Annotated in this window: 21 protein-coding genes; 16 read left to right on the top strand and 5 right to left on the bottom strand. The window is 63.5% G+C overall.

What is annotated here, in order from left to right; genetic code table 11:
- Positions 1-30 precede the first annotated feature (30 nt).
- From FJ960_RS04785 to FJ960_RS04770, 4 genes are read left to right on the top strand one after another with little or no spacing between them, the layout of a single operon-like run.
- Positions 31-843 (top strand): ComF family protein, encoded by an 813-nt coding sequence (locus tag FJ960_RS04785; RefSeq protein ID WP_140712347.1) that lies wholly within the window; start codon positions 31-33, stop codon positions 841-843.
- A gap of 25 nt (positions 844-868) precedes the next feature.
- The gene (grxC, locus tag FJ960_RS04780) at positions 869-1,147 is read left to right on the top strand and encodes a glutaredoxin 3 (RefSeq protein WP_140712208.1); all 279 of its coding nucleotides are present in this window, start codon (positions 869-871) and stop codon (positions 1,145-1,147) included.
- A gap of 2 nt (positions 1,148-1,149) precedes the next feature.
- A complete protein-coding gene (locus tag FJ960_RS04775; protein WP_140712206.1) occupies positions 1,150-2,010 on the top strand; it encodes a carbon-nitrogen hydrolase family protein in 861 nt (286 codons plus the stop codon).
- Positions 2,007-2,432 carry a DUF1178 family protein gene (locus tag FJ960_RS04770; protein WP_140503195.1) on the top strand — a complete coding sequence of 142 codons (426 nt, stop codon included), beginning with the start codon at positions 2,007-2,009 and terminating at the stop codon, positions 2,430-2,432. The genes FJ960_RS04775 and FJ960_RS04770 overlap by 4 nt, the downstream gene beginning before the upstream one ends.
- Positions 2,433-2,439: 7 nt before the next feature.
- Here FJ960_RS04770 and FJ960_RS04765 read toward each other — a convergent pair whose 3' ends face one another.
- Positions 2,440-2,925, bottom strand: a complete 486-nt coding sequence (locus FJ960_RS04765; protein WP_140503193.1) for a MarR family transcriptional regulator — start codon at positions 2,923-2,925, stop codon at positions 2,440-2,442.
- Positions 2,926-3,022: 97 nt separating this feature from the next.
- Here FJ960_RS04765 and FJ960_RS04760 point away from each other — a divergent pair, with 97 nt between their 5' ends.
- Positions 3,023-3,913: a DMT family transporter gene (locus FJ960_RS04760; RefSeq protein WP_140712204.1), complete on the top strand. Its 891-nt coding sequence runs from the start codon at positions 3,023-3,025 to the stop codon at positions 3,911-3,913.
- An 82-nt stretch (positions 3,914-3,995) separates the two neighbouring features.
- Here the strand turns inward: FJ960_RS04760 and ubiG are convergent, their stop codons facing one another.
- Entirely contained in the window at positions 3,996-4,745 is a 750-nt protein-coding gene (gene ubiG, locus FJ960_RS04755; protein WP_140712202.1) for a bifunctional 2-polyprenyl-6-hydroxyphenol methylase/3-demethylubiquinol 3-O-methyltransferase UbiG, read from the bottom strand.
- A 181-nt stretch (positions 4,746-4,926) separates the two neighbouring features.
- Between ubiG and FJ960_RS04750 the strand changes: the two genes are divergently transcribed.
- Together FJ960_RS04750 and FJ960_RS29750 are read left to right on the top strand one after the other, a co-directional pair.
- Positions 4,927-5,376, top strand: a complete 450-nt coding sequence (locus tag FJ960_RS04750) for a putative glycolipid-binding domain-containing protein (RefSeq protein WP_246672615.1) — start codon at positions 4,927-4,929, stop codon at positions 5,374-5,376.
- Positions 5,267-5,497, top strand: coding sequence for a putative glycolipid-binding domain-containing protein (locus FJ960_RS29750; protein WP_348642344.1), 231 nt, complete (start codon positions 5,267-5,269; stop codon positions 5,495-5,497). Before FJ960_RS04750 ends, FJ960_RS29750 begins: the two co-directional genes overlap by 110 nt.
- Before the next feature lie 18 nt (positions 5,498-5,515).
- Here the strand turns inward: FJ960_RS29750 and FJ960_RS04745 are convergent, their stop codons facing one another.
- Complete coding sequence (locus FJ960_RS04745) at positions 5,516-7,354, bottom strand: CHASE3 domain-containing protein (RefSeq protein WP_140712346.1); 1,839 nt, start codon at positions 7,352-7,354, stop codon at positions 5,516-5,518.
- Between the two features lie 242 nt (positions 7,355-7,596).
- Here FJ960_RS04745 and FJ960_RS04740 point away from each other — a divergent pair, with 242 nt between their 5' ends.
- From FJ960_RS04740 to FJ960_RS04705, 8 genes are all read left to right on the top strand, one after another.
- Entirely contained in the window at positions 7,597-8,850 is a 1,254-nt protein-coding gene (locus FJ960_RS04740; protein WP_015315600.1) for an aspartate kinase, read from the top strand.
- Positions 8,851-8,932: 82 nt separating this feature from the next.
- The gene (gene ptsP, locus FJ960_RS04735; protein WP_140503185.1) at positions 8,933-11,203 is read left to right on the top strand and encodes a phosphoenolpyruvate--protein phosphotransferase; all 2,271 of its coding nucleotides are present in this window, start codon (positions 8,933-8,935) and stop codon (positions 11,201-11,203) included.
- Positions 11,204-11,213: 10 nt separating this feature from the next.
- Entirely contained in the window at positions 11,214-12,293 is a 1,080-nt protein-coding gene (prfA, locus tag FJ960_RS04730; protein ID WP_140712200.1) for a peptide chain release factor 1, read from the top strand.
- Positions 12,286-13,164 carry a peptide chain release factor N(5)-glutamine methyltransferase gene (gene prmC, locus FJ960_RS04725; protein WP_140712198.1) on the top strand — a complete coding sequence of 293 codons (879 nt, stop codon included), beginning with the start codon at positions 12,286-12,288 and terminating at the stop codon, positions 13,162-13,164. The genes prfA and prmC overlap by 8 nt, the downstream gene beginning before the upstream one ends.
- A gap of 302 nt (positions 13,165-13,466) precedes the next feature.
- Entirely contained in the window at positions 13,467-14,489 is a 1,023-nt protein-coding gene (locus tag FJ960_RS04720; RefSeq protein ID WP_140712196.1) for a DUF4167 domain-containing protein, read from the top strand.
- 219 nt (positions 14,490-14,708) lie between these two features.
- Positions 14,709-17,315, top strand: a complete 2,607-nt coding sequence (gene clpB, locus FJ960_RS04715) for an ATP-dependent chaperone ClpB (protein ID WP_140712194.1) — start codon at positions 14,709-14,711, stop codon at positions 17,313-17,315.
- Between the two features lie 141 nt (positions 17,316-17,456).
- On the top strand, positions 17,457-17,822 hold the full coding sequence (locus FJ960_RS04710) for an MmcQ/YjbR family DNA-binding protein (protein ID WP_027143419.1): 366 nt from the start codon (positions 17,457-17,459) through the stop codon (positions 17,820-17,822).
- A gap of 150 nt (positions 17,823-17,972) precedes the next feature.
- On the top strand, positions 17,973-19,466 hold the full coding sequence (locus tag FJ960_RS04705; protein ID WP_140712192.1) for a L,D-transpeptidase family protein: 1,494 nt from the start codon (positions 17,973-17,975) through the stop codon (positions 19,464-19,466).
- A 144-nt stretch (positions 19,467-19,610) separates the two neighbouring features.
- Here the strand turns inward: FJ960_RS04705 and FJ960_RS04700 are convergent, their stop codons facing one another.
- Positions 19,611-20,243 carry a TMEM175 family protein gene (locus FJ960_RS04700; RefSeq protein ID WP_140712190.1) on the bottom strand — a complete coding sequence of 211 codons (633 nt, stop codon included), beginning with the start codon at positions 20,241-20,243 and terminating at the stop codon, positions 19,611-19,613.
- Between the two features lie 151 nt (positions 20,244-20,394).
- Between FJ960_RS04700 and FJ960_RS04695 the strand changes: the two genes are divergently transcribed.
- Positions 20,395-21,948 carry an MFS transporter gene (locus tag FJ960_RS04695; RefSeq protein ID WP_140712188.1) on the top strand — a complete coding sequence of 518 codons (1,554 nt, stop codon included), beginning with the start codon at positions 20,395-20,397 and terminating at the stop codon, positions 21,946-21,948.
- 1 nt (position 21,949) lies between these two features.
- Here FJ960_RS04695 and FJ960_RS04690 read toward each other — a convergent pair whose 3' ends face one another.
- A complete protein-coding gene (locus tag FJ960_RS04690) occupies positions 21,950-23,920 on the bottom strand; it encodes a M23 family metallopeptidase (RefSeq protein WP_181165918.1) in 1,971 nt (656 codons plus the stop codon).
- Positions 23,921-24,346: the final 426 nt, after the last annotated feature.

Raw genomic sequence — 24,346 nt, 5'->3', positions numbered from 1 at the left:
TTCGTATGGTGGCGACGAGAAACCAACCACGTGGCCGATCCGATGCCCAAGATCAAGTCCGACGAGATCAGGAAGCTGGCCGGGTCGGCAGCCCGGTCGGCTCTTGGCTGGCCGGCGCGTATCCTGTTTCCGCCGGTCTGCGCCGGTTGCCGCCGGCAGGTCTCGCAGCCCGGCGTGCTGTGCGGCGCCTGCTGGCCGAAGCTGCGGCTCTTGGAGCGGCCCTGGTGCCCGATAATGGGTACGCCGTTCACGCATCACATGGGCGAGGGTTTCCTGTCGGCGGAGGCGATCGCCGATCCGCCGCCCTTCGAGCGGGCGCGGGCAGCGGTCGCCTATTCCGGCGTCGCCCGCCAGATGGTGCAAGGGCTGAAATACCAGGATCGCACCGATCTCGCTCCCTGGATGGCGCGCTGGATGGTCCGCGTGGGCGCCGACCTCATCGCCGACGCGGATGTGGTGGTGCCTGTGCCGCTGCATTGGCGCCGTTTTTTCAGGCGGCGGTTCAACCAATCGGCGGAACTGGCGCGCGCGGTTTGCGAGCTGAGCGGGCTATCTTTCGCGCCTTCCGCCATGCATCGCGTGAAACTCACCCGCCAGCAGGTCGGGCTGGAGCGGCACGAGCGCGAGGAGAACGTGCGCGCCGCCTTTCGCGTGCCCGCCGAGGCCGAGATCGAGATTGCCGGCCGCAGGGTGCTTCTGATCGACGATGTCTACACCACGGGCGCAACCGCGCGTGCCGCCACCAAGGCGCTGAAAAAGGGAGGCGCTGCCGCCGTCGACGTGCTGACCTTTGCCCGCGTGTTGCCGGGGGACTTCCGGGCCGACGAGTCCGCGACTATATAAGTCGGCAACGGAAGCGGAATTCGTCATGGTCGATGTCACGATCTATACGCGCATGATGTGCGGCTACTGCACGGCGGCCAAGCGGCTGCTGGAGCGCAAAGGCGTCGCCTATACCGAGCACGACGCGTCCTTCTCACCGGAACTGCGCCAGGAGATGATGTCGCGGGCTCACGGGCGCACGACCTTTCCGCAGATTTTCATCGGCGACACGCATGTCGGCGGCTGCGACGACCTCCATGAACTGGAGGCGGAAGGCCGGCTGGACAAACTGCTCGCCAACGGGCGCGTCGATTTGAGGGGGTGACAATGGGTGTCTTCAAGGCAGCGGCAGTGCAGATGCGTTCAGGCGAGAGCCCCGAGCGCAATGCGGCCGATATGGAGCGGATGGTGCGCGAGGCGGCAGTCCAGGGCGCGACCTATATCCAGACGCCGGAGATGACCGGCGCGCTGATCCGCGACAAGCAGGCGCGTGCCGCCTCCTTCACCTCCGAGGACAAGGACATCATCGTCTCGACGGCGCGCAGGCTGGCGCGCGAACTCGGCGTGTACCTGCATATCGGCTCGACCGCCATCCTGCGCGCCGACGGCAAGCTTGCCAACCGCGCGCTCCTGTTCGGACCCGATGGCGCGACGCTCGCCACCTACGACAAGGTCCACATGTTCGACGTCGATCTCGACAATGGCGAGAGCTGGCGTGAATCGGCCGCCTACGAGCCCGGCACAGAGGCCGTCGTCACCGGGATCGGGGGTGCCAAGCTCGGCTTTGCCGTCTGCTACGATCTGCGTTTTCCGCAACTGTTCCGCGCCGAGGCGATGGCCGGCGCCGACCTGCTTTCCGTGCCGGCCGCCTTCACCCGCCAGACCGGCGAGGCGCATTGGCATGTGCTACTCAGAGCACGCGCCATCGAGAACGGCGCCTTTGTCGTAGCCGCCGCGCAAGGCGGTCTGCACGAGGACGGCCGCGAGACCTATGGGCATTCGCTGATCGTCGATCCGTGGGGCCGCATCATCGCGGAAGCCGCGCATGACGAACCTGACGTGATCGTTGCCGAGATCGACCCGGCGCAGTCGATTGCCACGCGCAAGAAGATCCCCAATTTGAAAAATGCGCGGGATTTCACCATCAACGCCGGCGAGGCGCCGCGTCTCAGGGGTGCCGCCTCTTGATCCGCTTTTCCCTCATCTGCGAAAACGAGCACGAGTTCGAGGGTTGGTTTCGCAGCAATGACGATTTCGACACGCAGAAGAAGCGCGGCTTTGTCGATTGCCCCAGCTGTGGCTCGCACAAGGTCGAGAAGGCCCTGATGGCGCCCGCCGTTTCCACGGCCCGCAAGCAGGAAACCATAGCACTTGCCATGGGCGAGGCGCAGAAGCAGGCCATGGCACAACTGAAGGCGATGGCCGAGAAGGTGCGCGAGAATGCGGACTATGTCGGCGACAAGTTCGCCGAGGAAGCGCGCAAGATCCATTTCGGCGAAACCGATGCCCGCGGCATTTATGGCGAGGCGACGCTGGAAGAGGCCAAGGGCCTGGCCGAGGACGGCGTCGATTTCATGCCGATCCCGGTGTTTCCGGACGACCGGAACTAGCTAGCAATTAGCTTACGCTGCCGATCAGTTTTTCCAGCAGACGCGAAAGTGTTTCTCGTTCGGTCTGTGTCAGGCCGGACAGGATCTGGTGCTCATTGGCCACGTGGGCGGCAACAGCTTCGTCGATCAAGGCGAGCCCCTTTTCGGTCAACCGCACGACGATGCCGCGCCGGTCGTTGGGGTGTGGCCCGCGCTGGATCAATCCGGATGTTTCGAGCCGATCCAGCCTGTTGGTCATGGCCCCGGAGGTCACCATCGTCGCCTCGTAAAGCGCTGTCGGGTTCAGCGCGTAAGGTGAGCCGGAGCGGCGCAGCGTTGCCAGCACATCGAACTCTCCCGCCTGCAGTCCGAAGCGGGCAAAGAGCGGCGCAAGGCGCTCGCGCGCGATCAGCGCGGAGACCTCATTCAAGCGCCCGATCACCGCCATCGGCGACACGTCTAGGTCCGGTCGTTCCCGCTGCCATTGCTCGATGGCTTTCCCTGCACGGTCCATCTATCTCACCGTAATGTATCTTGACGCTAAGAATCTTTCCGATATCTTACCCGAAGATGTAATGCCGGCCAAGGGCCGCACGCGACAGGACTCGACGATGAAGCTTCTCTGGGATTCGGCGCTCGGCCTGCTGGTCGTCACCGGCGGCCTGCTTGGCCTGACGCTGCCTTTCGGCAAGGTCGCCACGGCGGCCGGCGTGCCGGCCATGGTCTGGGCCTTCGTCATATCGCTTGGCGCCGGCGGTGTGCTTCTCGTCGTATTGCTGCTGCGCGGCCAGCGCATCCGGCTCACCGGGCACAAACTGCGCTATTTCTTCGTCACCGCCGCGGTGTCTTATGCCGTCCCCAATCTCCTGATGTTTTCGGCCATTCCGCATCTGGGCGCCGGCTACACCGGCATCATGTTCACGCTGTCGCCGGTCGTCACGCTGGTGTTTTCAATCCTGCTCGGTGTGCGGCGCCCCAACATGCTGGGCATCATCGGCATCGCCGTGGGCTTCGTCGGCGCGATCATGGTGGCGGTGACGCGCGGCGAGGCCGGCCAGCCGGCCGAAATCTTCTGGGTCGTCCTGGGCCTGCTCATTCCTGTCAGTCTCGCTGCCGGCAACATCTACCGCACTATCGACTGGCCGGAAGGAACCGGTCCTATCGAACTCGCGGTCGGCAGCCATCTGGCGTCCGCGACGATGCTGCTCGTCGGCATCCTGATCTTGCTTGGCGACAAGGCCTTCATCCAGCTCGGCACCGTGCAGCTCACCGTGGTGGCGCAGATGGCCTCGGCATCGGCGATGTTTGCTTTCTTTTTCCGGCTGCAGGCGGTGGGCGGTCCGGTCTATCTCAGCCAGATCGGCTATGTCGCGGCGGCCGTCGGGCTGTTTGCCGGTACGATCTTCCTTGGCGAACACTATCAGCTGCTGACCTGGATCGGCGCCGTCATCATCACCGCCGGCGTGTTCATCACCACAAAGGCGCAGAGCCAGAAAGCCTGAGGGGTTCGGGCTTATTTCGCCGGCGTCGCCGCCGGGCTCGGGCTGTGGGTATCGGCGGCGGCTGAGGCTGAGGATTGGCTGTTCAGACCAATCCCTTTTCCGCCAGCACCATGTAGTTGACGTCCATGTCCTTCGAACGCGACCAGCGGTCGGCAAGCGGATTGTAGGTGACGCCGGTGCGGTCGATGATGGTCAGGCCGGCGCCGCCCAGCGCCTTTTCCAGCTCTTCCGGGCGCACCAGCTTGCCGAACTGATGGGTACCGCGCGGCAGCCAGCGCAACACATATTCGGCGCCGATGATGGCCAGGCCGAGCGCCTTCAGCGTGCGGTTGATGGTGGCCACGAACATGATGCCGCCGGGCTTGACCATCTCGCCGCATTTGGCGACGAACAGGTCGATGTCGGCGACATGTTCGACCACTTCCATGTTGAGGACGACATCGAATTTCTCGCCGGCCTCGGCGAGATCTTCTGCCGTCGTGGCGCGATAGTCGATGCTCACATTGCCTTCGGCGGCATGCAGTTTCGCCACTTCTATGTTTGTTTCGGAGGCGTCCGCTCCGACCACCTCGGCACCGAGCCGCGCCATCGGCTCGCACAAAAGACCGCCGCCGCAGCCGATGTCGAGGATACGCAGGCCCTCGAACGGCCGCGCCGCGCGCGGGTCGCGGCCGAAGCGCGCCGCGATCTGGTCGCGGATATAGGAAAGCCGGATTGGGTTGAATTTGTGCAGCGGACGAAACTTGCCGTTCGGGTTCCACCATTCGGCGGCAAGGGCGGAAAAGCGTTCCACTTCTCCGGCATCGATCGTCGATCGTCGGGGCTCAGGCATCGGTTGGTCTCCTCGGACGCTAGGAAGTCGGGCGTGAGACATCGAATGTCAAGGCAACATTTTCCCCTGCTGACATCGCGGCGCTCCATGTCAGGCCATGTCAGCTGCCGAGCATCGCCATGAAACACGATCGGCCTCGCGGACGAATGAGAAGCATCGTTTTGAACCAGAGGAGTGAGCGATGACAGCGACGCCGGTTTCGATCCTTTGGCGGAGGCTTGACCTCGAAGGGCATGACGGATGCCTGCTTTCGCGGACCGATAGCCGTCACAGCCTCGAGGGGCAGGCCATCTTCATCCAGGACGACAAGCCATGCTGCCTTGCCTATCGGGTAGACTGCGATACCGGTTGGCGTACTCAGTCGGCGCGCGTCAACGGCTTTCTGGGCGGAAACAGGCTGCACCACGCGATCGAACGGGATTCCGACGGCCGGTGGATGCTGAACGGCGAACCGCAGCATGATGTGACCGGTCTTATCGACGTCGACCTCGGTTTCACGCCCCGCGTCGAATCTGCTTGCGATCCGCCGGTTCGATCTTGGCATCGGCGCAACGACGTCCTCTCCGGCTGCTTACCTGACCTTTCCCAGACTGGAACTGGTGCGTCTCGAACAGACCTATCGGCGTCTTGATGAGACGCGCTACGCCTACGCCGCGCCCTTATTCAGCTATGACGAAATCCTCGGCGTCTCGCCGCACGGCTTTGTTGTCGACTACCCCGGCCTATGGACAAGCGTGACTGCGTCAGGATGATGCGAGTTCCGGCGCCGCCTAATTCGTGTCCAGCACGTCACGCAGCTTCGCTGCCAGTTGATCGATGGTGAACGGCTTGGCCAGGAAGTGCACGTCATGGTCGAGCACGCCGTTGTGGACCACGGCGTTCCTTGTGAAGCCGGTGGTGAAGACGACTTTCAGCCCGGGCTGGCGCGCGAGCGCTTCCTCGGCGAGCTTGCGGCCGTTCATCACCGGCATGACGATGTCGGTGAAAAGTAGGGCGATGCCGGGTGTCGCGGCGAGCTTCTGAAGGGCCTCCTGTCCGCCTGCCGCGTGGATGACGGTGTAGCCGAGTTCGCGCATGACGTCCGTCGTGGAAGCCCGCACGCGGGCGTCGTCCTCGACGACGAGGATCGTCTCGGTGACCGTGGCGGCGCCCTTGTCGCGCCCGGCTGGAACCGCCGGCTCCTCAGGTCCGAAAAGTCGGGGCAGATAGATCTTGATCGTCGTGCCTTCGCCGGGCTCGGAGTAGATCTTGACGTGGCCGCCCGACTGTTTGACGAAGCCGAACACCTGGCTCAGCCCAAGCCCCGTGCCCTTATCGGCCGGCTTGGTCGTGAAGAAGGGCTCGAAGGCCCTGGTGATGATCTCAGGCGACATACCCGCACCGGTGTCGGTAACCGCGATCATCACGTATTGGCCAGGCGCGACGTCAGCGTGCGTCGATGCATAGGCCTCGTCGAGGTGGCTGTTGACGGTCTCGATGGTCAGCTTGCCGTCATTGTCCATGGCATCACGGGCATTGACGGCCAGATTGAGAATCGCGTTCTCGAGCTGGTTGGGATCGGCGTGGATTTTCCACAGGCCGCCCGCCAGCACGGTTTCGATGCGAATGCCTTCACCCAGGGCACGGCGCAGAAGATCGGACATGCCGGTCAACAGCCGGTTGGTGTCGACAACCTGCGGCGCCAGAGGCTGCAGACGGGAGAAGGCAAGCAGGCGGGAGGTCAGATTGGCCGCACGGCTGGCCGCGTCCGTCGCGGCCTCGACGAGCTTTTCAATGTCGTGTTCGCCCCGCTTCAGCTTGCGCTGGGCAAGGTTCATGGCGCTGAGTATGACCGCCAGCATGTTGTTGAAGTCGTGGGCGATCCCACCGGTCAACTGCCCGACGGCTTCCATCTTCTGCATCTGGCGTATCTGGGATTCGGCATTTTCACGCGTCTGGATCTCATTGCCGAGCTCGATGTTCTTGCGCATCAGCTCTTCCTGGGCGACGAGCACCTCGCGGAAGCGGCGGCGGGATTGACGGATAGTGTAGACACCAAGCAGGAAAATCCCCAACAACGCAGCCAGCGAGCCGATGCGCAACCAGGCCTCGACCCGATCGGTATGCTCGTCGCGCGCGGCCACCGCAGCGGCGCCGATACGCCGGATCGTATCCATGCTGGCGCGGATTTCGTCCATGGCTGACTTGCCCTGGCCGCCGCGGACCAGTTGCAGGGCCTTTGCCGCGTCGCCTCGATCGTAGAGAGCTATGGTCTCGGCCAGTTCGGCCTGTTGTTGCGAAAGCGCTGCCTTGATGTGGCTGATCTGCTGGATGATCTGATCATCGGGAGCGGCCGCGCTCTCGATCCGCGCCAGTTGTCCAGGAATTGCCTCGATGGCCTTCCGATAAGGCTCCAGATAGGATTTTTCACCTGTCAGCAGGTAGCCGCGCTGACCACTCTCGGCGTCTTGCGCCAGTGAAAGCAGCCCGGAAAGCTGCTCCTGGTATTCGATTGTCTCGCGCGCGGCGGCACGATTGGCCCTCTGGCTCTCGACGAGCACGGCACGGGCGCCGACGATCAGCGCCAGCGCGGCGAAGCCGGCGATAATCGGGAGCGGTTGCAGTCGCATGGCGCGCCGAAGACGAGCAATCATCTGTTATGCCGAACCAAGAGGAATTCCCGCGGGCAGCATTTGGTAAGCGGCACCGGCGTGGAAGGCAATATGTCGTGTTGTTACGCAATCCGTCGTCAGTCTTGCGAAACCTTGCTCATTTGGTTAAGGAGGCCGCGCATTGAGCGGCCGGCGCCAGCCGGGCGCTTTTCTTCCGTTTTCGGCCTCGGGCCGGCTCCAGTCAAAGGCATTTCGCTTCCATGGCGCGTATCGTGATGAAATTCGGCGGAACCTCCGTCGCCGACATCGCCCGCATCCGCAATGTGGCGCGCCACGTCAAACGCGAAGTCGACGCCGGCCACGAGGTGGCGGTGGTGGTTTCAGCGATGGCCGGCAAGACCAATGAACTGGTCGGTTGGACGCGCGAAGCCTCGCCGATGCACGACGCACGCGAATATGACGCGGTCGTCGCTTCCGGCGAACAGGTCACGGCTGGCCTGCTCGCCATCACCTTGCAGAACATGGGCGTGCATGCGCGCTCCTGGCAAGGCTGGCAAATCCCGATCAAGACCGACAACGCGCATGGCGCGGCGCGCATTCTCGACATCGACGGTGCCTTCCTGGTCAAGCGCTTCGGCGAGGGGCAGGTGGCTGTCATCGCCGGTTTCCAGGGCATCGGGCCGGACAACCGCATCGCAACGCTTGGCCGCGGCGGCTCCGACACCAGCGCCGTGGCGATCGCCGCCGCGGTCAAGGCTGACCGCTGCGACATCTACACCGACGTCGACGGGGTCTACACCACCGATCCGCGCATCGAGCCCAAGGCGCGGCGGCTGGCCAAGATATCGTTCGAGGAAATGCTTGAAATGGCCTCGCTCGGCGCCAAGGTTCTGCAGGTGCGTTCGGTCGAGCTTGCCATGGTGCACAGGGTGCGTACCTTCGTGCGATCGTCCTTCGACGATCCCGATGCGCCCGGAATGGGGGATTTGCTCAATCCTCCGGGAACGCTCATTTGCGACGAGGAAGAGATCGTGGAACAGCAGGTCGTCACCGGAATTGCCTACGCCAAGGACGAAGCGCAGATTTCGCTGCGCCGTGTCGGCGACCGGCCAGGCGTCGCCGCCGGCATCTTCGGTCCCCTGGCCGAAGCCAACATCAATGTCGACATGATCGTCCAGAACATCTCCGAGGACGGCAAGCTGACCGACATGACCTTCACCGTGCCGTCGGGCGATGTCGACAAGGCGCTGGCCGTGCTCGACCGGCTGAAAGCCGAGATCGGCTATGATGTCGTGCAGTCGGAAGCCGGCATGTCGAAGGTTTCGGTCATCGGCATCGGCATGAGGAGCCATGCGGGTGTTGCCGCCACCGCCTTCAAGGCTCTGGCTGACAAGGCAATCAACATCCGCGCCATCACCACCTCCGAGATCAAGATTTCGATACTGATCGACGGTCCGTATACGGAACTTGCGGTTCGCACTTTGCATTCCGTCTACGGTCTGGATAAGCAGTAGCAAGACTGAATCAGTTGTTGCGTGCATGCCGGCCGCGGCGGAAACTGCGCCCGGCAAGAAGTTTATTGGAGAAGAAGCCGCGATGCGTGACCAGGCCAGCGGCCCGCGCGTTTTGCTGAAACGGCTCCGCGAGCTCATGCAGGAGCCGCTGGAGCCGCAGGAGCGGCTTGACCGGATCGTGCGCGACATCGCCTCCAACATGGTCGCCGAAGTCTGCTCGCTCTATGTGCTGCGCGCCGATTCGGTGCTCGAACTCTACGCCACCGAAGGTCTGAACCCGAACGCCGTCCACCTGGCGCAGTTGCGGCTGGGGCAAGGCCTGGTCGGCACGATCGCGGCGAGTGCCAGGCCGCTCAACCTGTCCAACGCACAGGAACACCCGGCCTTCGCCTACCTGCCGGAGACCGGGGAGGAGATCTACAATTCCTTCCTCGGCGTGCCGGTGCTCAGGGCAGGGCGCACGCTGGGCGTCCTGGTTGTGCAGAACAAGACCATGCGCCACTACCGCGACGACGAGGTCGAGGCGCTGGAAACCACGGCCATGGTCATCGCCGAGATGATCGCCACCGGCGATCTGGCACGGCTGACCCGGCCTGGTCTCGAACTCGACCTGCGCCGGCCTGTCAGCTTCACCGGCCTGTCGTTCAACGACGGCGTCGGGCTTGGCCATGTCGTGCTGCACGAGCCGCGCATCGTCGTCACCAATTTGTTCAACGAGGACAGCGAGGAAGAGGTGCGGCGGCTCGAAGCCTCGCTTGGTTCGCTCAGGCTCTCGATCGACGACATGCTGGAGCGCCGCGATGTCGCCTTCGAGGGCGAGCATCGCCAGGTGCTGGAAGCCTACCGCATGTTCGCCAACGACCGCGGCTGGGTCCGGCGGCTGGAAGAGGCGGTCCGCAACGGCCTGACAGCGGAAGCGGCGGTGGAAAAGGTGCAGAGCGACATGCGCGCCCGCATGCTGCACATGACCGATCCCTACCTGCGTGAGCGGATGAGCGATTTCGACGATCTCGCCAACCGGCTGTTGCGCCAGCTGATGGGACGCGGACCCGAGGATGTCGCGGCCTCGCTGCCGAAGGACGCCATCATCGTCGCCCGCTCGATGGGCGCCGCTGAACTGCTGGACTATCCCCGCGACAAGCTGCGTGGCCTGGTGCTCGAGGATGGCGCGGCGACCAGTCATGTCGTCATCGTCGCGCGCGCCATGGGCATTCCCGTCGCCGGCCAGATGAAGGGCGCCGTTTCCATGGCGGAAAACGGCGATGCGATCATCGTCGACGGCGAGGAAGGCGCGATCCATCTGCGGCCGCAATCCGATCTCGAAGCCGCCTATGCCGAAAAAGTGCGGTTCCGGGCGCGCCGGCAGGAGGTCTACCGCGAGCTGCGCAAGAAGCCATCGACGACCAGGGACGGTGTTCAGGTCGACCTGCTGATGAATGCCGGGCTAGCCGTCGACCTGCCGCAGTTGGCGGAGGCGGGCGCTGCCGGCATTGGCCTGTTTCGCACGGAACTGCAGTTCATGGTCGCCTCGACTTTTCCACGCGCCGAAGCCCAGGAAAAGCTCTATCGCGACGTGCTCGAGGCCGCACGCGGCAAGCCGGTCACCTTCCGCACCATCGACATTGGTGGCGACAAGGTGCTGCCCTACTTCAAGGGCGCGATCCAGGAAGAGAATCCGGCGCTCGGCTGGCGGGCGATCCGCCTGACGCTCGACCGGCCGGGCTTGCTGCGCACCCAGATCCGCGCCTTGCTCAAGGCCAGCGGCGGGCGCGAGCTCAAGCTGATGCTGCCGATGGTGACCGAGCTTGGCGAAATCGCCCAGGCGCGCGAAATCATCGACCGCGAGGTGCGGCACCTCTCACGCTTCGCGCATCATCTGCCGACCAGTCTCAAACTGGGCGCCATGCTGGAAGTGCCGTCGCTTCTATTCCAGCTCGACGAATTGATGAAGGCGGTCGACTTCGTCTCGGTCGGGTCGAACGATCTGTTCCAGTTCGTCATGGCGGTCGACCGCGGCAACACGCAACTGGCCAACCGCTTCGATACGTTGTCGGCGCCGTTCCTGCGCGTGCTCAAGCAGATCGCCGACGCCGGCGTTCGCAATCATACGCCCGTCACCCTGTGCGGTGAACTCGCCGGCAAGCCGATTTCGGCGATGGCGCTGATCGGGCTTGGTTTCCGCTCGATCTCGATGTCGCCAGCCTCGATCGGTCCGGTCAAGGCGATGCTGACGGAGCTGCCGCTGGAGGAGTTGGAGGCTTTCTTCGACGACAATCTGATGGCGCCGGCGCAAGGGCTGCCGATGCGGGCGCTGCTGCAGGCCTTCGCCGACGACCGCTCGATCCCGTTGTAGCACCCTCATCATGGTCAATTTGCCCCGCGATCGCATGGATCAAGTCGTCAAGCGTTTCGAGATGCTCGAAGCGCAGATGTCGGCCGGACCGGCGCCGGATGCCTATGTGAAGATGGCGTCCGAATATGCCGAGTTGCAGGAGATGGTGGCCAAGGTCAGGGAATTGCGCTCGGCCGAGCATGAGCAGGCCGATCTCGAAGCGATGCTCGCCGACAAGGACACCGACGTCGAGATGCGGGCGCTCGCCGAAGCCGATCTGCCCGGCGTCGAGGAGCGCATCGAGGCGCTGCAGAAGGACATCCAGATCCTGCTCCTGCCCAGGGATGCCGCCGACGACAAGAACGCCATCCTCGAAATTCGCGCCGGCACCGGTGGCGATGAGGCAGCACTCTTCGCCGGCGACCTGTTTCGCATGTATGAGCGCTACGCCGCCGAACGCGGCTGGCGGTTCGAAACGGTATCGGCGAGCGACGGCGATGCAGGCGGCTTCAAGGAAATCATCGCCACGATTTCAGGCAAGGGTGTGTTCGCCCATCTGAAATTCGAGTCCGGGGTGCATCGCGTCCAGCGTGTGCCGGCAACCGAGGCCAGCGGGCGCATCCACACGTCCGCCGCCACCGTCGCCGTGCTGCCGGAAGCGGAAGAGGTCGACATCGACATCAGGGGCGAGGACATCCGCATCGACACCATGCGCGCCTCCGGCTCCGGCGGCCAGCACGTCAACACCACCGATTCCGCGGTCCGCATCACCCATTTGCCGACCGGCATCATGGTGGTTCAGGCGGAGAAGTCGCAGCACCAGAACCGGGCCAAGGCCATGCAGATCCTGCGTGCCCGGCTCTACGACATGGAGCGCAGCAAGGCGGACGAGGAGCGTTCCGAATCGCGCAAGTCGCAGGTCGGTTCGGGCGACCGCTCGGAGCGCATCCGCACCTACAATTTTCCGCAAGGCCGCGTCACCGACCATCGCATCAACCTGACGCTCTACAAGCTCGACCGGGTGATGATGGGTGAACTCGACGAAATCGTCGACGCGCTGATCGCCGATCACCAGTCGAAGCTGATGGCCGATATCGGCCTCGATGGCTGACCATCTGCCCGAGGCGCTGGGGCCACTGCTGCGGGAAGCGCGGACCCGGCTTGCCGCAGCCGGTATCGATGATCCCGCGCTCGATGCGCGGCTGATCGTCGAGCACTATTCCGGCACGACGCGCACCCAGGCCATTGCCGACCCCGGGCGCAAGATCGACGGCGACGCCATCCCCGCGATCGACGGCGCCCTGAGACGGCGAGCCGGTGGCGAACCGGTGCATCGCATCCTCGGCTATCGCGAATTCTACGGTTTGCGCCTGTCGCTGTCGCCGGAGACGCTGGAGCCGCGGCCGGACACCGAAACGCTGGTCGAGGCGGTGCTGCCTTTCGTCAAGGCAATGGTCGCGCGGAAGGGGGCATGCCGCATCCTCGATCTCGGCACCGGGACCGGCGCGATCGCCCTGGCGCTGCTGAGCGTCGTGCCGGCCGCGACCGCCACCGGTGTCGACATTTCCGCCGGCGCGCTGGCAATGGCAGCCCGCAATGCCGGGCAATTCGGGCTCGGCGGCCGGTTCACGACGGTTCAATCGGACTGGTTCGAAAAAGTTTCCGGCCGGTACCATGTAATTGCCGCAAACCCTCCCTATATACCAACTCAAGAGATTGGAAATCTGCAGGACGAAGTCCGCGATTTCGACCCGCGTATTGCCTTGGATGGCGGCGTGGATGGGCTGAACCCCTACAGGATCATCGCCGCCGAGGCGGCAAGGTTTCTGGAAGCCGAAGGCAGGATTGCGGTCGAGATCGGCCACACACAAAGCAACGACGTCAACGATATATTTCGCGCGGCCGGTTACACGGGTGGCGAGGTGTTTGGCGATCTCGGCGGAAACGACAGGGTTCTTGTTTTTCAACGGGCAACGTCTTGACGCAGTGCAAAAAAAGCGCTTGGCAATACCGGGGAATGCAGCTAGGGTCGCCTTACCGGATGAGACGAAGCAGGCAGTGCTCTTAGCGATTCGGTTTCCTTGGAAATAGCTGCCTTCTTGCGCAAACGACGCCCAAGCTTCGTGCGGGAATCGTCCGGCAAGTGATGTAACCGGAACAGGATGACACGTGGCGCCAACGCAATCGATGCGGGCGAACGCCGGTGAAGAGACGAAACGGTCGGCTGCATGAGCGCCTCCGTTCGTGAAGAGTTTTTCGAAAATTTCAAGATGAAGAGAGTCGAATGAGGCCACAACAGCAGAACAGGCGCATGCGCGGTCGCAACAACAATGGCGGCGGCGGTGGGAACAACAATAACAATAGCAATAACAACAACCGCAAGGGCCCGAATCCGCTAACGCGCAATTACGAGAGCAACGGCCCGGACGTGAAAATCCGTGGATCGGCTCAGCAGATCGCCGAAAAATACGCCACCCTTGCCCGTGACGCGCACAGCTCCGGCGACCGGGTGATGGCGGAGAACTATCTCCAGCACGCCGAACACTACAACCGCATCATCGCCGCCGCGCAGGCGCAGATGCCGATCCAGAACGTCCAGCAGTCGCGCGACGAGTTCGACGAGGACGGCGATGAGGATCGCGACGAGTTTGACAATGCCGTCAACAGCGGGGCCGTCAACAGCGGGGCAGGCAACAGCGGGGCAGGCAACAGCGGGGCAGGCAATAGCGGGGCAGGCAATAGCAGCGGCAATGCCGGTTCGGATGCGCAAATTCCGGTGGTCAACCATGGCGCCGGCCCTCAGCCAGTGATCGAGGGCGTGCCAGCGGAAGTTACGCTGAACCGGGAAAGCGGTCGTGACAACCGCGACAGTGGCGGGCGCAACAATAGCGGCCGCGACAACAATGGCGGGCGTCATCGCGATCGCCGCCCTAACGGCGGCTACGGCCAGAGCGGCCAGCGCGATTATGCTTCTTCAGCCGAACAAGGCGGCCAGCAGCAGCGCAACGAGGCCCCGGGGCAGACAGAAGTTCAGGCAGAGCCCGCTTCGCCGTCCGAGACTGTCGCGGCAGCCGAGCCGGCTTCACGGTTCGAGAATTTTTCACCGGCAGGTCTGGCCGCCCAGGCCGAACTCAATGAGGCGGCCGCCGAGAGCGGTGCTGCCCGCCGCCCACGGCGTCCGCGCCGTCCGCGCACCAATGCCGATCGGGTCGAGAGCGGCAGCGAAAATGGGGCTGCGGGCGAAACAGCGGCGGCTCCGGTCGACAGCGGCAGTGCCGAACCCGTGGTTTCCGACGTCGACAATTGAGCGAACGGCATTTCAATACATTGGACGGCGGAGAGAAATCTCCGCCGTTTTCGTTTGGGCTGACGTGGAATATTATGTGCCTGCCATGTCGCGACGTCTTGAGGGGCCAGGGTCCGTGCACCATATCTGGCCTGAACAGGATCCGGCTCGAATGGGCGGGTCCGTCACCGCAATCTGATCCGGTGCCGCAAAGCGGGCCGGTGATGGAAGGAGACAAATATGAATCTCGAGAAATACTCCGAGCGCGTGCGCGGCTTTATCCAGTCCGCGCAGACGATGGCGCTCTCCCGGAACCACCAGCAATTCACTCCCGAACACATTCTGAAAGTCCTCGTCGACGATGACGAGGGCCTGGCCGCGTCGCTGATCGAGCGTGCCGGCGGCAATGTCCGCGACGTCAAGCTCGGCGTCGAGACGGCGCTCGAGGCGATGCCCAAGGTGGAGGGAGGCAATGGCCAGCTCTATCTGGCGCAGCCGCTGGCCAAGGTGTTCTCGACCGCCGAGGACCTGGCCAAGAAGGCCGGCGACAGCTTTGTCACCGTCGAGCGGCTGCTGCAGGCGCTTGCCATGGAAAAATCGGCAAAGACGGCCGAAATCCTGGCCAAGGCCGGTGTCACCGCACAGGCGCTGAACCAGGTCATCAACGACGTCCGCAAGGGCCGCACCGCCGATTCGGCGAGTGCCGAACAAGGCTATGACGCGCTGAAGAAATATGCACGCGACCTCACTGCTGACGCACGCGCGGGCAAGCTCGATCCGGTCATCGGCCGCGACGACGAGATCCGCCGCACCATCCAGGTGCTGTCGCGCCGCACCAAGAACAACCCGGTGCTGATCGGCGAGCCGGGCGTCGGCAAGACGGCGATCGCCGAAGGCCTGGCGCTGCGCATCGTCAATGGCGACGTGCCGGAATCGCTGAAGGACAAGCAGCTGATGGCGCTCGACATGGGCGCATTGATCGCTGGCGCCAAATATCGCGGCGAGTTCGAGGAGCGGCTGAAGGCCGTGCTCTCCGAAGTCACCTCGGCAAGTGGCAACATCATCCTGTTCATCGATGAGATGCACACGCTGGTCGGTGCCGGCAAGGCGGACGGCGCCATGGATGCGTCGAACCTTCTGAAACCGGCCCTGGCGCGCGGCGAACTGCACTGCGTCGGCGCCACCACGCTCGATGAATACAGGAAGCATGTCGAGAAGGATGCCGCACTCGCCCGCCGCTTCCAGCCGGTCTTCGTCGACGAGCCGACGGTGGAGGACACGGTCTCGATCCTGCGCGGCCTGAAGGAGAAATATGAGCAGCACCACAAGGTGCGTATCTCCGATTCGGCGCTGGTGGCGGCGGCGACGCTGTCCAACCGCTACATTGCCGACCGCTTTCTGCCTGACAAGGCGATCGACCTCGTCGACGAAGCCGCCTCGCGGCTCAGGATGCAGGTCGATTCCAAGCCTGAGGCGCTGGACGAGATCGACCGCCGCATCATGCAGCTCAAGATCGAGCGGGAAGCGCTGAAGGTCGAGACTGACGAAGCCTCGAAGGACCGGCTCGCCCGGCTGGAAAAGGAACTTGTCGGCCTGGAGGAGGAATCGACCGAGATTACTTCGAAGTGGCAGGCCGAGAAGCAGAAGCTTGGGCTTGCCGCCGACTTGAAGAAGCAGCTCGACGAGGCGCGCAACGACCTTGCCATTGCCCAGCGCAAGGGTGAGTTCCAGCGCGCCGGGGAGCTTGCCTACGGCAAGATCCCGGAACTGGAAAAGAAGCTGAAGGAGGCCGAGGCCCAGGACGGCAAGGCCGGCATGGTCGAGGAAGTGGTCACGCCCGACCACGTCGCCCATATCGTGTCGCGCTGGACCGGCATTCCGGTCGACAAGATGCTGCAGGGCGAGCGCGACAAGCTGTTGCGCATGGAAGACGAGATCGGCAAGCGTGTCGTCGGCCAGGGCGAGGCGGTGCAGGCGGTTTCCAAGGCGGTGCGGCGCGCGCGTGCGGGCCTGCAGGATCCGAACCGGCCGATTGGCTCGTTCATGTTCCTTGGCCCGACCGGCGTCGGCAAAACGGAGCTCACCAAGGCTTTGGCCAACTTCCTGTTCGACGATGAGACGGCGCTGGCGCGCCTCGACATGTCCGAGTATATGGAGAAGCACTCCGTCGCCCGGCTGATCGGCGCGCCTCCCGGCTATGTCGGCTATGAGGAAGGCGGCGCGCTGACCGAAGCGGTGCGGCGCCGGCCCTATCAGGTCGTGCTGTTCGACGAGATCGAAAAGGCACATCCCGATGTGTTCAACGTTCTGTTGCAGGTGCTCGATGACGGCCGGCTCACCGACGGGCAGGGCCGCACCGTCGATTTCCGCAACACGCTGATCATCATGACGTCCAATCTCGGCGCCGAATATCTGGTCAATCTCGGCGAGGACCAGGATGTCGATGCCGTGCGAGACGAAGTGATGGGCGTGGTCAGGGCATCGTTCCGGCCGGAGTTCCTCAATCGCGTCGACGAGGTGATCCTGTTCCACCGGCTGCGCCGCAAGGACATGGACCGTATCGTCGAGATCCAGCTCAAGCGGCTGGAGAGCCTGCTGACCGATCGCAAGATCACGCTGTCGCTGGATCCCGAGGCGATCGAGTGGCTGGCCGCCAAAGGTTACGACCCCGCTTATGGTGCGAGACCACTGAAGCGGGTGATGCAGAAGGAACTGCAGGATCCGTTGGCGGAAAAGATCCTGCTCGGCGAGATCCTGGACGGCTCGACGGTCAAGGTCACGGCCGGTTCCGACCGGCTGAATTTCCGCTCCAAGCCGACGATCGTGGCGGCCGAGGTGGCGGCCTGATCGATGCATGTCGCCCAAAAGTGACCACGGTTTTGGGACAACGACATGCACAAGACAAAGATCTGAAGCGCGCCGCGCTTTGGAGTGCCGCGCGTCCGTTCCGGATGCGCGGCGTTTCTATGAGAAGTTGGGGGGGCAGGATTGACGCTGGACGATTACAACGGCTTCTGCGCCTCGCTGCCTGCAACGAACCACGTGGTGCAATGGGGCGGCGCCCATGTCTGGAAGGTCGGGACCAAGGTGTTTGCGATCGGTGGCTGGGATCAGGGCCAGCAGCTCTTCGTCACCTTCAAATGTTCCGACATCGCCTATGACGTGCTCAAGGAGCAGCCGGGCCTGCGGCCCGCACCCTATCTTGCCTCGCGCGGCATGAAGTGGATCCAGCGTCAGACAAGCCAGAGCATGGATGATGGTGCGCTGAAGGATTATCTGCGCGAGAGCCACCGCCTGGTTGCCCTGAAGCTGACGAAGCAGGCGCGCAAGGAATTGGGGCTTGGCGCAGGCTAGCCAATATTCCTCGAGGCGCCGGAAAACCGCCATCTTCATGCCCGGTTCATATCGGAACCATATGGTGGGTAACTGGTTTGCTGGCGAAGGGGTTCGCCGAACTGGACAATGCCGGGCGGCGGCACATACGGACCGGAGAGTTTCGCCACTATGCTGCGCACTATCTTCACCCTTTCGGCGCTTGTTGCGGGACTGGTGTTTTCCAACGCGTTCGCGGCGCCGACGCGTGACGGCGCAGCCCAGCCTGTCCGCGCGGCCGGGAGCGGCGGCATTCTGCTCGCCCAGGACGGCAATCTCGATATTTATTACGATGCCAGGGGCAATCGCGTCATCGTCGATGCGGATACCGGCAAGGTGATCGCCATCCAGCCGCCGCAGACACGGCTTGACCGACGCGCGCTACGCCGCGAGACAAGACTGCGTCAACTAGGCCGTGTCCCCGCCGACGACGACCGCTACTATCTCGACGATCCCCAGGACATGGCCCGCTTCCGCCGCAAGCAGCTGGAAGAGGAAGGACGGGTCATTCCGCCGCCAGCCGATGAATATGATCCCGACAATAACAATTCCGTCGATGCCTATCCGCCGGCGCCGCAGGACGATGGCAGTTACGACAACAATTATCCCGACGCGCCGCCGCCGGCAGAGCCGCGTACGATTCAGCGCCAGCCGCTGAACGAGGCGTCGATAGACCCCGTCCAGCCGGCAGTCCCGACGGAAGAGGCGGCGCCCTCCGGCCAGGCGGCACTGCCGCCAAATGCTGGCGGCAAGACGTCGGTCGATCCGTCGCTTTCGCTGGGCGCACGCCAGGATGTGGCAGCACTGCAGGTGCTCCTCGACCGGGGCGGGGCTTCGCCGGGCGTCATCGACGGGCGCTTTGGTTCGAATGTCGACAAGGCGCTGGCGGCCTACAACCAGATCAACGGCAGCAGCCTCAAATCGACCGATGCGGTCGGCATCCAGTCAGCACTCTCGCAATCCGGCGGCGACGCGTTCGCCAACTACACCATCACGGCGGAGGACGCAGCCGGTCCCTATGTCGCCTCCATCCCGGAAGACTACAGCCAGAAGGCGCAGCTCGACCGCATGGGCTATACGTCAGTGACCGAGGCGCTGGCCGAGCGCTTCCACATGGACGAGAACTATCTCAAGGCGCTCAATCCGGACGCCAACTTCAATCGTCCCGGCACGATCGTCAAGGTCGCGAATTTCGGCAGACTGGTCTCGACGCCGGTTGCCCGCATCGTTGCCGACAAGGGCAAGAAGGAAGTCTTCGCCTATGACGCGTCGGGCAAGCTGGTCGCGGCCTATCCCGCCACCATCGGCTCATCGGACACGCCGTCCCCGACCGGCATCCATGCCGTGTCGCGTGTCGCGCTCGATCCGAACTACACCTACAATCCCAACATCAACTTCAAGCAAGGCGAGAACAACAAGATCCTGACCATTCCGCCTGGGCCCAATGGTCCGGTCGGATCGGTGTGGATCGCCCTGGACAAGCCGACCTACGGTATCCACGGCACGCCGGAGCCGTCGAAGATCGGCAAGACCGAAAGCCATGGCTGCGTGCGGTTGACCAATTGGGATGCACGGGAGCTCGCCAAACTGGTCTCGCCGGGCGTGCCGGTGGAGTTCGTCGAATAGGGTATGTCGATAGTCAGGTGATGCCGGCCGCACTTCCGGTGTCCACGTAGCCGAAAATACGCTCCGCTCCGGTTCTCGGTATCAACCATCTTCGACTCGGCCTGACCTGAATCTCAACGCATCCCAAGTCAGCTTCGCCAAATTTCAACCAATGATCCTGCGCACCCACTTCACATTCGGCGTTGCCGCATAGATCAACTGCATCACCAGAATGAAGCCGACGCTCAGCAGCGGGGTGATCAGGCAAAGTGCGGCACCGACAGCCCACAGGATCTGCGCCTTGACGATGCGCAGGTAGACGGTGCGCTTCGTTTGCGCGTCGACGTCCTCCGCGACAAAGCCGCTCTTCTCCGCATAACGCCAGCTGGCGAACAGCGTGATGCCGAGCATCAACAGGTTGAGCCAGTAAACCAGCACCGCGGTCCTGAACTCGAGGAAGTCGGCCAGAAGGTCGGTTGAGAACGGCAAGAGCGCGATGAAGGCGAGAAAGCAGAGGTTCAGCGTGGCCAGCCGTCTGTCGGATTTGGCGATCAAACCATGCTGCGCCTGCTGGCCGAACCAGAAGATGGTCAGGGTCAGGAAACTCAAGGCATAGGTAAGAAAGCGGGGCGCCAGTGCCGCGACCGCGACGAGAAGATCGTGTTCGGAATGGATGGCCTCATGTACCGGCACCCTGATCTCGAGCACGATCAGGGTGAGTGCGATGGCGAACACGCCATCGGTGATACCGACGATACGGCCGCGCCCCTCAACCGATGCTTCGAGTGGACGCTTCATCGATTTCTCCCGCCTGCGGCTCTTGGGAAATCTAGCATGACTGCGGCGGTTTGCATCGGGGCAGATGCGATCCCTAGCAATATGGCTGGTTTCAAGGACAACAGCTTCTGGCTGGTTGTTGCCGGCGCGTCGGCGGTCTAACTAAGGTGGCATGCATTCGCCCAATGAAGCCGCCGCCGTTCCGCTGACCGCTCCGGTCGCGAACGGTACGTTCTGTCCGCAGTCGCAGCGCAGGTATGTGCTGATCGCGGCGATACTGGCTTCGGCGCTCGGCTTCATCGACGGTTCCGTCCTGGCGATCGCCATGCCGGCGTTGCGCGCCGATCTTGGCGCCAGCCTGGCGGAAGCGCAGTGGATTTCCAATGCCTACGCGCTGACGCTCTCGGCGCTGATCCTCGCCGGCGGTGCCGCGGGCGACCGGTTCGGGCTGCGCCGTGCGTTCGTGGCCGGCATTGGCCTGTTCGTCGCCACCTCGCTTGCCTGTGCGCTGGCGCCGAACGCTGTCGTGCTGATCGCGTTTCGCGCTCTCCAGGGCATCGGTGCCGCGATCATGGTGCCAGGCAGTCTCGCCATCATCGCCAAGGCCTATCCGAAGAAGGAACGCGGCCGCGCGATCGGCATCTGGGCGGCGGCCTCGGCGCTGACGACGGCGCTTGGCCCGGTGCTGGGCGGTTTCGTGCTTTCGACCTTCGGCAACGGCGTCTGGCGCGCCATCTTCGCCATCAATCTGCCGCTCGGGCTGGTTTCGATCTATCTGCTGTTGGCCAAGATCCCGGCGGACCAGCCAGCCGAAAAGCGCAGCCTGGATCTCGGTGGCGCTGGGCTCGCGACACTGGCCTTCGGATCGCTGGCCTACGGGCTGACGGCGATGAGCGCCGAGGGGGGCGGCCTGATGTCGGGCCCGGCGATCGTTGCCGGCGTGATGCTACTTGTCGTCTTCATCCTCTACGAGCGCTGGCAGCGCGAGCCGATGATCGATCTCAGCCTGTTTCGCGTCAAGGCTTTCGCCGGCGCCAACCTGGCGACCTTCTTCCTCTATTTCGCGCTGTCTGCCAATTTGTTCTACCTGCCGATGCTCTTGATCGCCGGCTGGGGGCTGAGTTCGGCCGAGGTCGGTTTCATCTTCCTACCGCTGTCGGCTTTGATCGCGCTGCTGTCAGGGCCGGTCGGGCAGTGGTCGGACCGGATCGGCCCCCGCTTTCCGATCGCCGCCGGCAGTCTCGTCGTCGCCATCGCTTTTGCCGGCCTTGCGCTGTTTACCTATGCCGGCTTCCACAATTTCTGGACCGGCACCTTTCCGCTTATGGCGGTGATGGGGCTTGGCATGGCGCTGGTCGTGTCGCCGCTGTCGACAGCGATCATGACTGCGGTCGAGGATAAGGATACGGGTGCCGCGTCCGGCATCAATAACGCCGTCTCGCGCGTCGGCGGCCTGATCGCGGTGGCGGCGATGGGCTCGCTCGCCGCTTGGGTTTATGCGCTGGGCGTGGGCCACGCGTCCGGAATCCCCGGTTTCGGCGAGCCGCCGCCGGCCGGGCTTGCAGCGGATATCAATGCAATAAGGGTTGCCGCCGGCGATTCGGCTTTTGCGGCGGTTGCCGTGGTCACGGCGCTCCTTTGCCTGCTGTCGGCGATCGTCGCCTGGATTACGGTGCCTGGGCAAGCGTCGCCCTGGCCGGCGCAAACGGAGAATTCGCGCGACTGACTCAGCCTTCGATCTTGGCGCTGGCGACCTTCAGCGAATTGCCGTCTTCCTGTTTCAGCAGATCGTCGATGCGCTCGCGCTCGCGCTTGAAGGCGACGAGATCGTCGCCCTTCAGCACCTTGCCGACCGGCAGACGCACGCGCATCGAATCGACCTTGGTGCCGTTGACGATCAACTCGTAGTGCAGATGCGGACCGGTGGAGAGACCGGTCTGGCCGAGATAACCAATGACCTGGCCCTGGCGAACCCGAACGCCCGGCGCAATACCTTTGGCAAAGGCGCTCTGGTGATTGTAGGAGGTCTCGTAGCCGTTGGCATGGCGCAGGATGATCTGCTTGCCATAGCCGCCGGCCCAGCCCGCCTTCTCGACGACGCCATTGCCGGCGGCGATGATCGGCGATCCGATGGGGGCAGCCCAATCGGTGCCTGTGTGCATGCGGACATAGCCTAGGATAGGATGCTTGCGCGCACCAAAGCCGGAGGTGAATCTCCCGTTGGGCAGTGGGTTGCGCAGTAGAAACTGCTGGGCGCTCGATCCATCCTGGTCGAAATAGTCGGTGCTGCCGTCCTGCATCTGGAAGCGGTAGAAATTGCGCGTCGTGCCGCCAAAGGTTGCCGAGACATAGAGAAGTTCGGAATTGTCGGACGTCTGGTCGTCGCCATCAGGCTGCGAGAACAACACTTCGAGGCGATCCGACGGATTGAGTCGCGACTGGAAGTCGACGCCAGACGCCAGCAGCTTGATCAGCCGCTGGGTCATCGCCTTGGACATGCCATAGGAATAGGCGGTGCGGTAGATGCCGTCATAGACGTTGGGCAGATTGCCGCGCACCACCACCGGCGCCGATGAATCGTCGAATGCCGTCAACAATTCGGGATTGGGCTCCGGCTCCTGCGCCGGCACGTACTGACCGCGATCGTCGAGCGCGATGGTGACGATATGCGTGGTCTTGTCGTAGACACTGGTGCGCACGACCTTGGCGGCATCGCCGTGAACCTCGAGACCGACGCGCAGCACGGTTCCTGCCTTGAGCGCCGGGGCGTTGAGCAGCTTGGCGATCGCTTCGGCCATTCCGGTGGCATCGTCGCCCGTATAGCCCGAATCGGCAAAGGCCTCGGTGAGGTCGGTGTCCTTGGTGAAGGGGATGATTTCCTCGGCGAAAGCCGGCGCCTGGTCGTCAGCGTTCGCACGCGGCGACACCGAAACGTTTTCCGGCACGATCTTCACGTCATAGGAGCCGGCCATGCTCTCGGCAAAGGCTTCGCCGAATCGCTGCGGATCGACATAATGGAGTGAAGCCACCTGCACGGCGCCGTCGCTGAGGTCGGTGCCGGCTTCGCGTACCACCTTTTCAACTTCGTCGGCTGACAGGTCGCTCTTTTCGTCGAAGGTAGCCGTCTCGATCGGGAAATCGACCGTCTTCAGGCTCATTTCGCTTTCGACCTTAGCGCCGTAGATCTGGCCGGAAGCGGCCGAGGCCGTCGCCGGCTGCGCCGATGCATCGTCGCCGTCGTCGCCGAACACTTGCATCGGGTCGAAAGGCGGGTAGGCCCGGCTGGTCGTGTGGCCGGCGGCGAGTGCCATCTTGATCTGTACGAAAGGCATGGTGTGGATGACGTCGCGGTCGCCCACCTTGGTGACCATCGACACTTCCATGCGACGACGGTCCTTGGCCTTGGCAATCTGGCGCGGCGCCACCAGCCTGGTGGTCTTGGCCACTTCGCCGGAATCGCCATTGCTGGCAAGTCCGATTAGTTCCGCGATTTCGGGTGGTGTCGCCAGTTGCTGGCGCCCGTCGAGGGCGGCAAACAGCGCGACGCCCATCAGCACGCTCGAGGTCACGCCAGTGAGAAATGTTCCCGACAGCCAGCGCGCAGAAACCTCGCGCCGATCGGGCGGGCCGCTGCGGCCGTCCGCGATAAGCGGCGGCTCATTGCCGAGTTCGGCTATGACATCTTCCGTATCTGGCATCCAGAAAGGCTGCTTCTTCCCCGGGCGGAACGGCTTGTCGCTTTTGTTGTGGCCATGACATTTGCCTGTCACGGCAGGTTAAGTCAACGAAGCCTCAGGCCCCGGTCGAATTCCCCTCGTGCACTTCTCTTATAGAGCACTGTGAAAAGCGGGCGGCGTGCCTTCATCTATAGGGCTTGCCGCGCGCTTCCTTACGAGGCTCGTAAAGAGGCCATTGCACGGCTGTGCTCGCGCCTCTTTATTGGCCTTGGTGTCGAACGGCAATGCGGCGGCAATAGGGCTCCTTCGTGGCCTCCTCCTCCTGTTATCCCCTGTTCCCCTGCGGCAGTCGGCTATCGACAAGGCCCGCCCGAAACTTCTGTCGTAAAAAGTTCAAAAACATCTGAGATCGGTGTTGACAGTTTTGGTTGGTGGCGACTATATACG

Source organism: Mesorhizobium sp. B2-3-11 (assembly GCF_006442215.1).
Taxonomy (GTDB): Bacteria; Pseudomonadota; Alphaproteobacteria; order Rhizobiales; family Rhizobiaceae; genus Mesorhizobium; species Mesorhizobium salmacidum.
The sequence above is the reverse complement of the archived record's forward strand: the minus strand, read 5'-3'. Positions and strand labels throughout refer to the sequence as shown.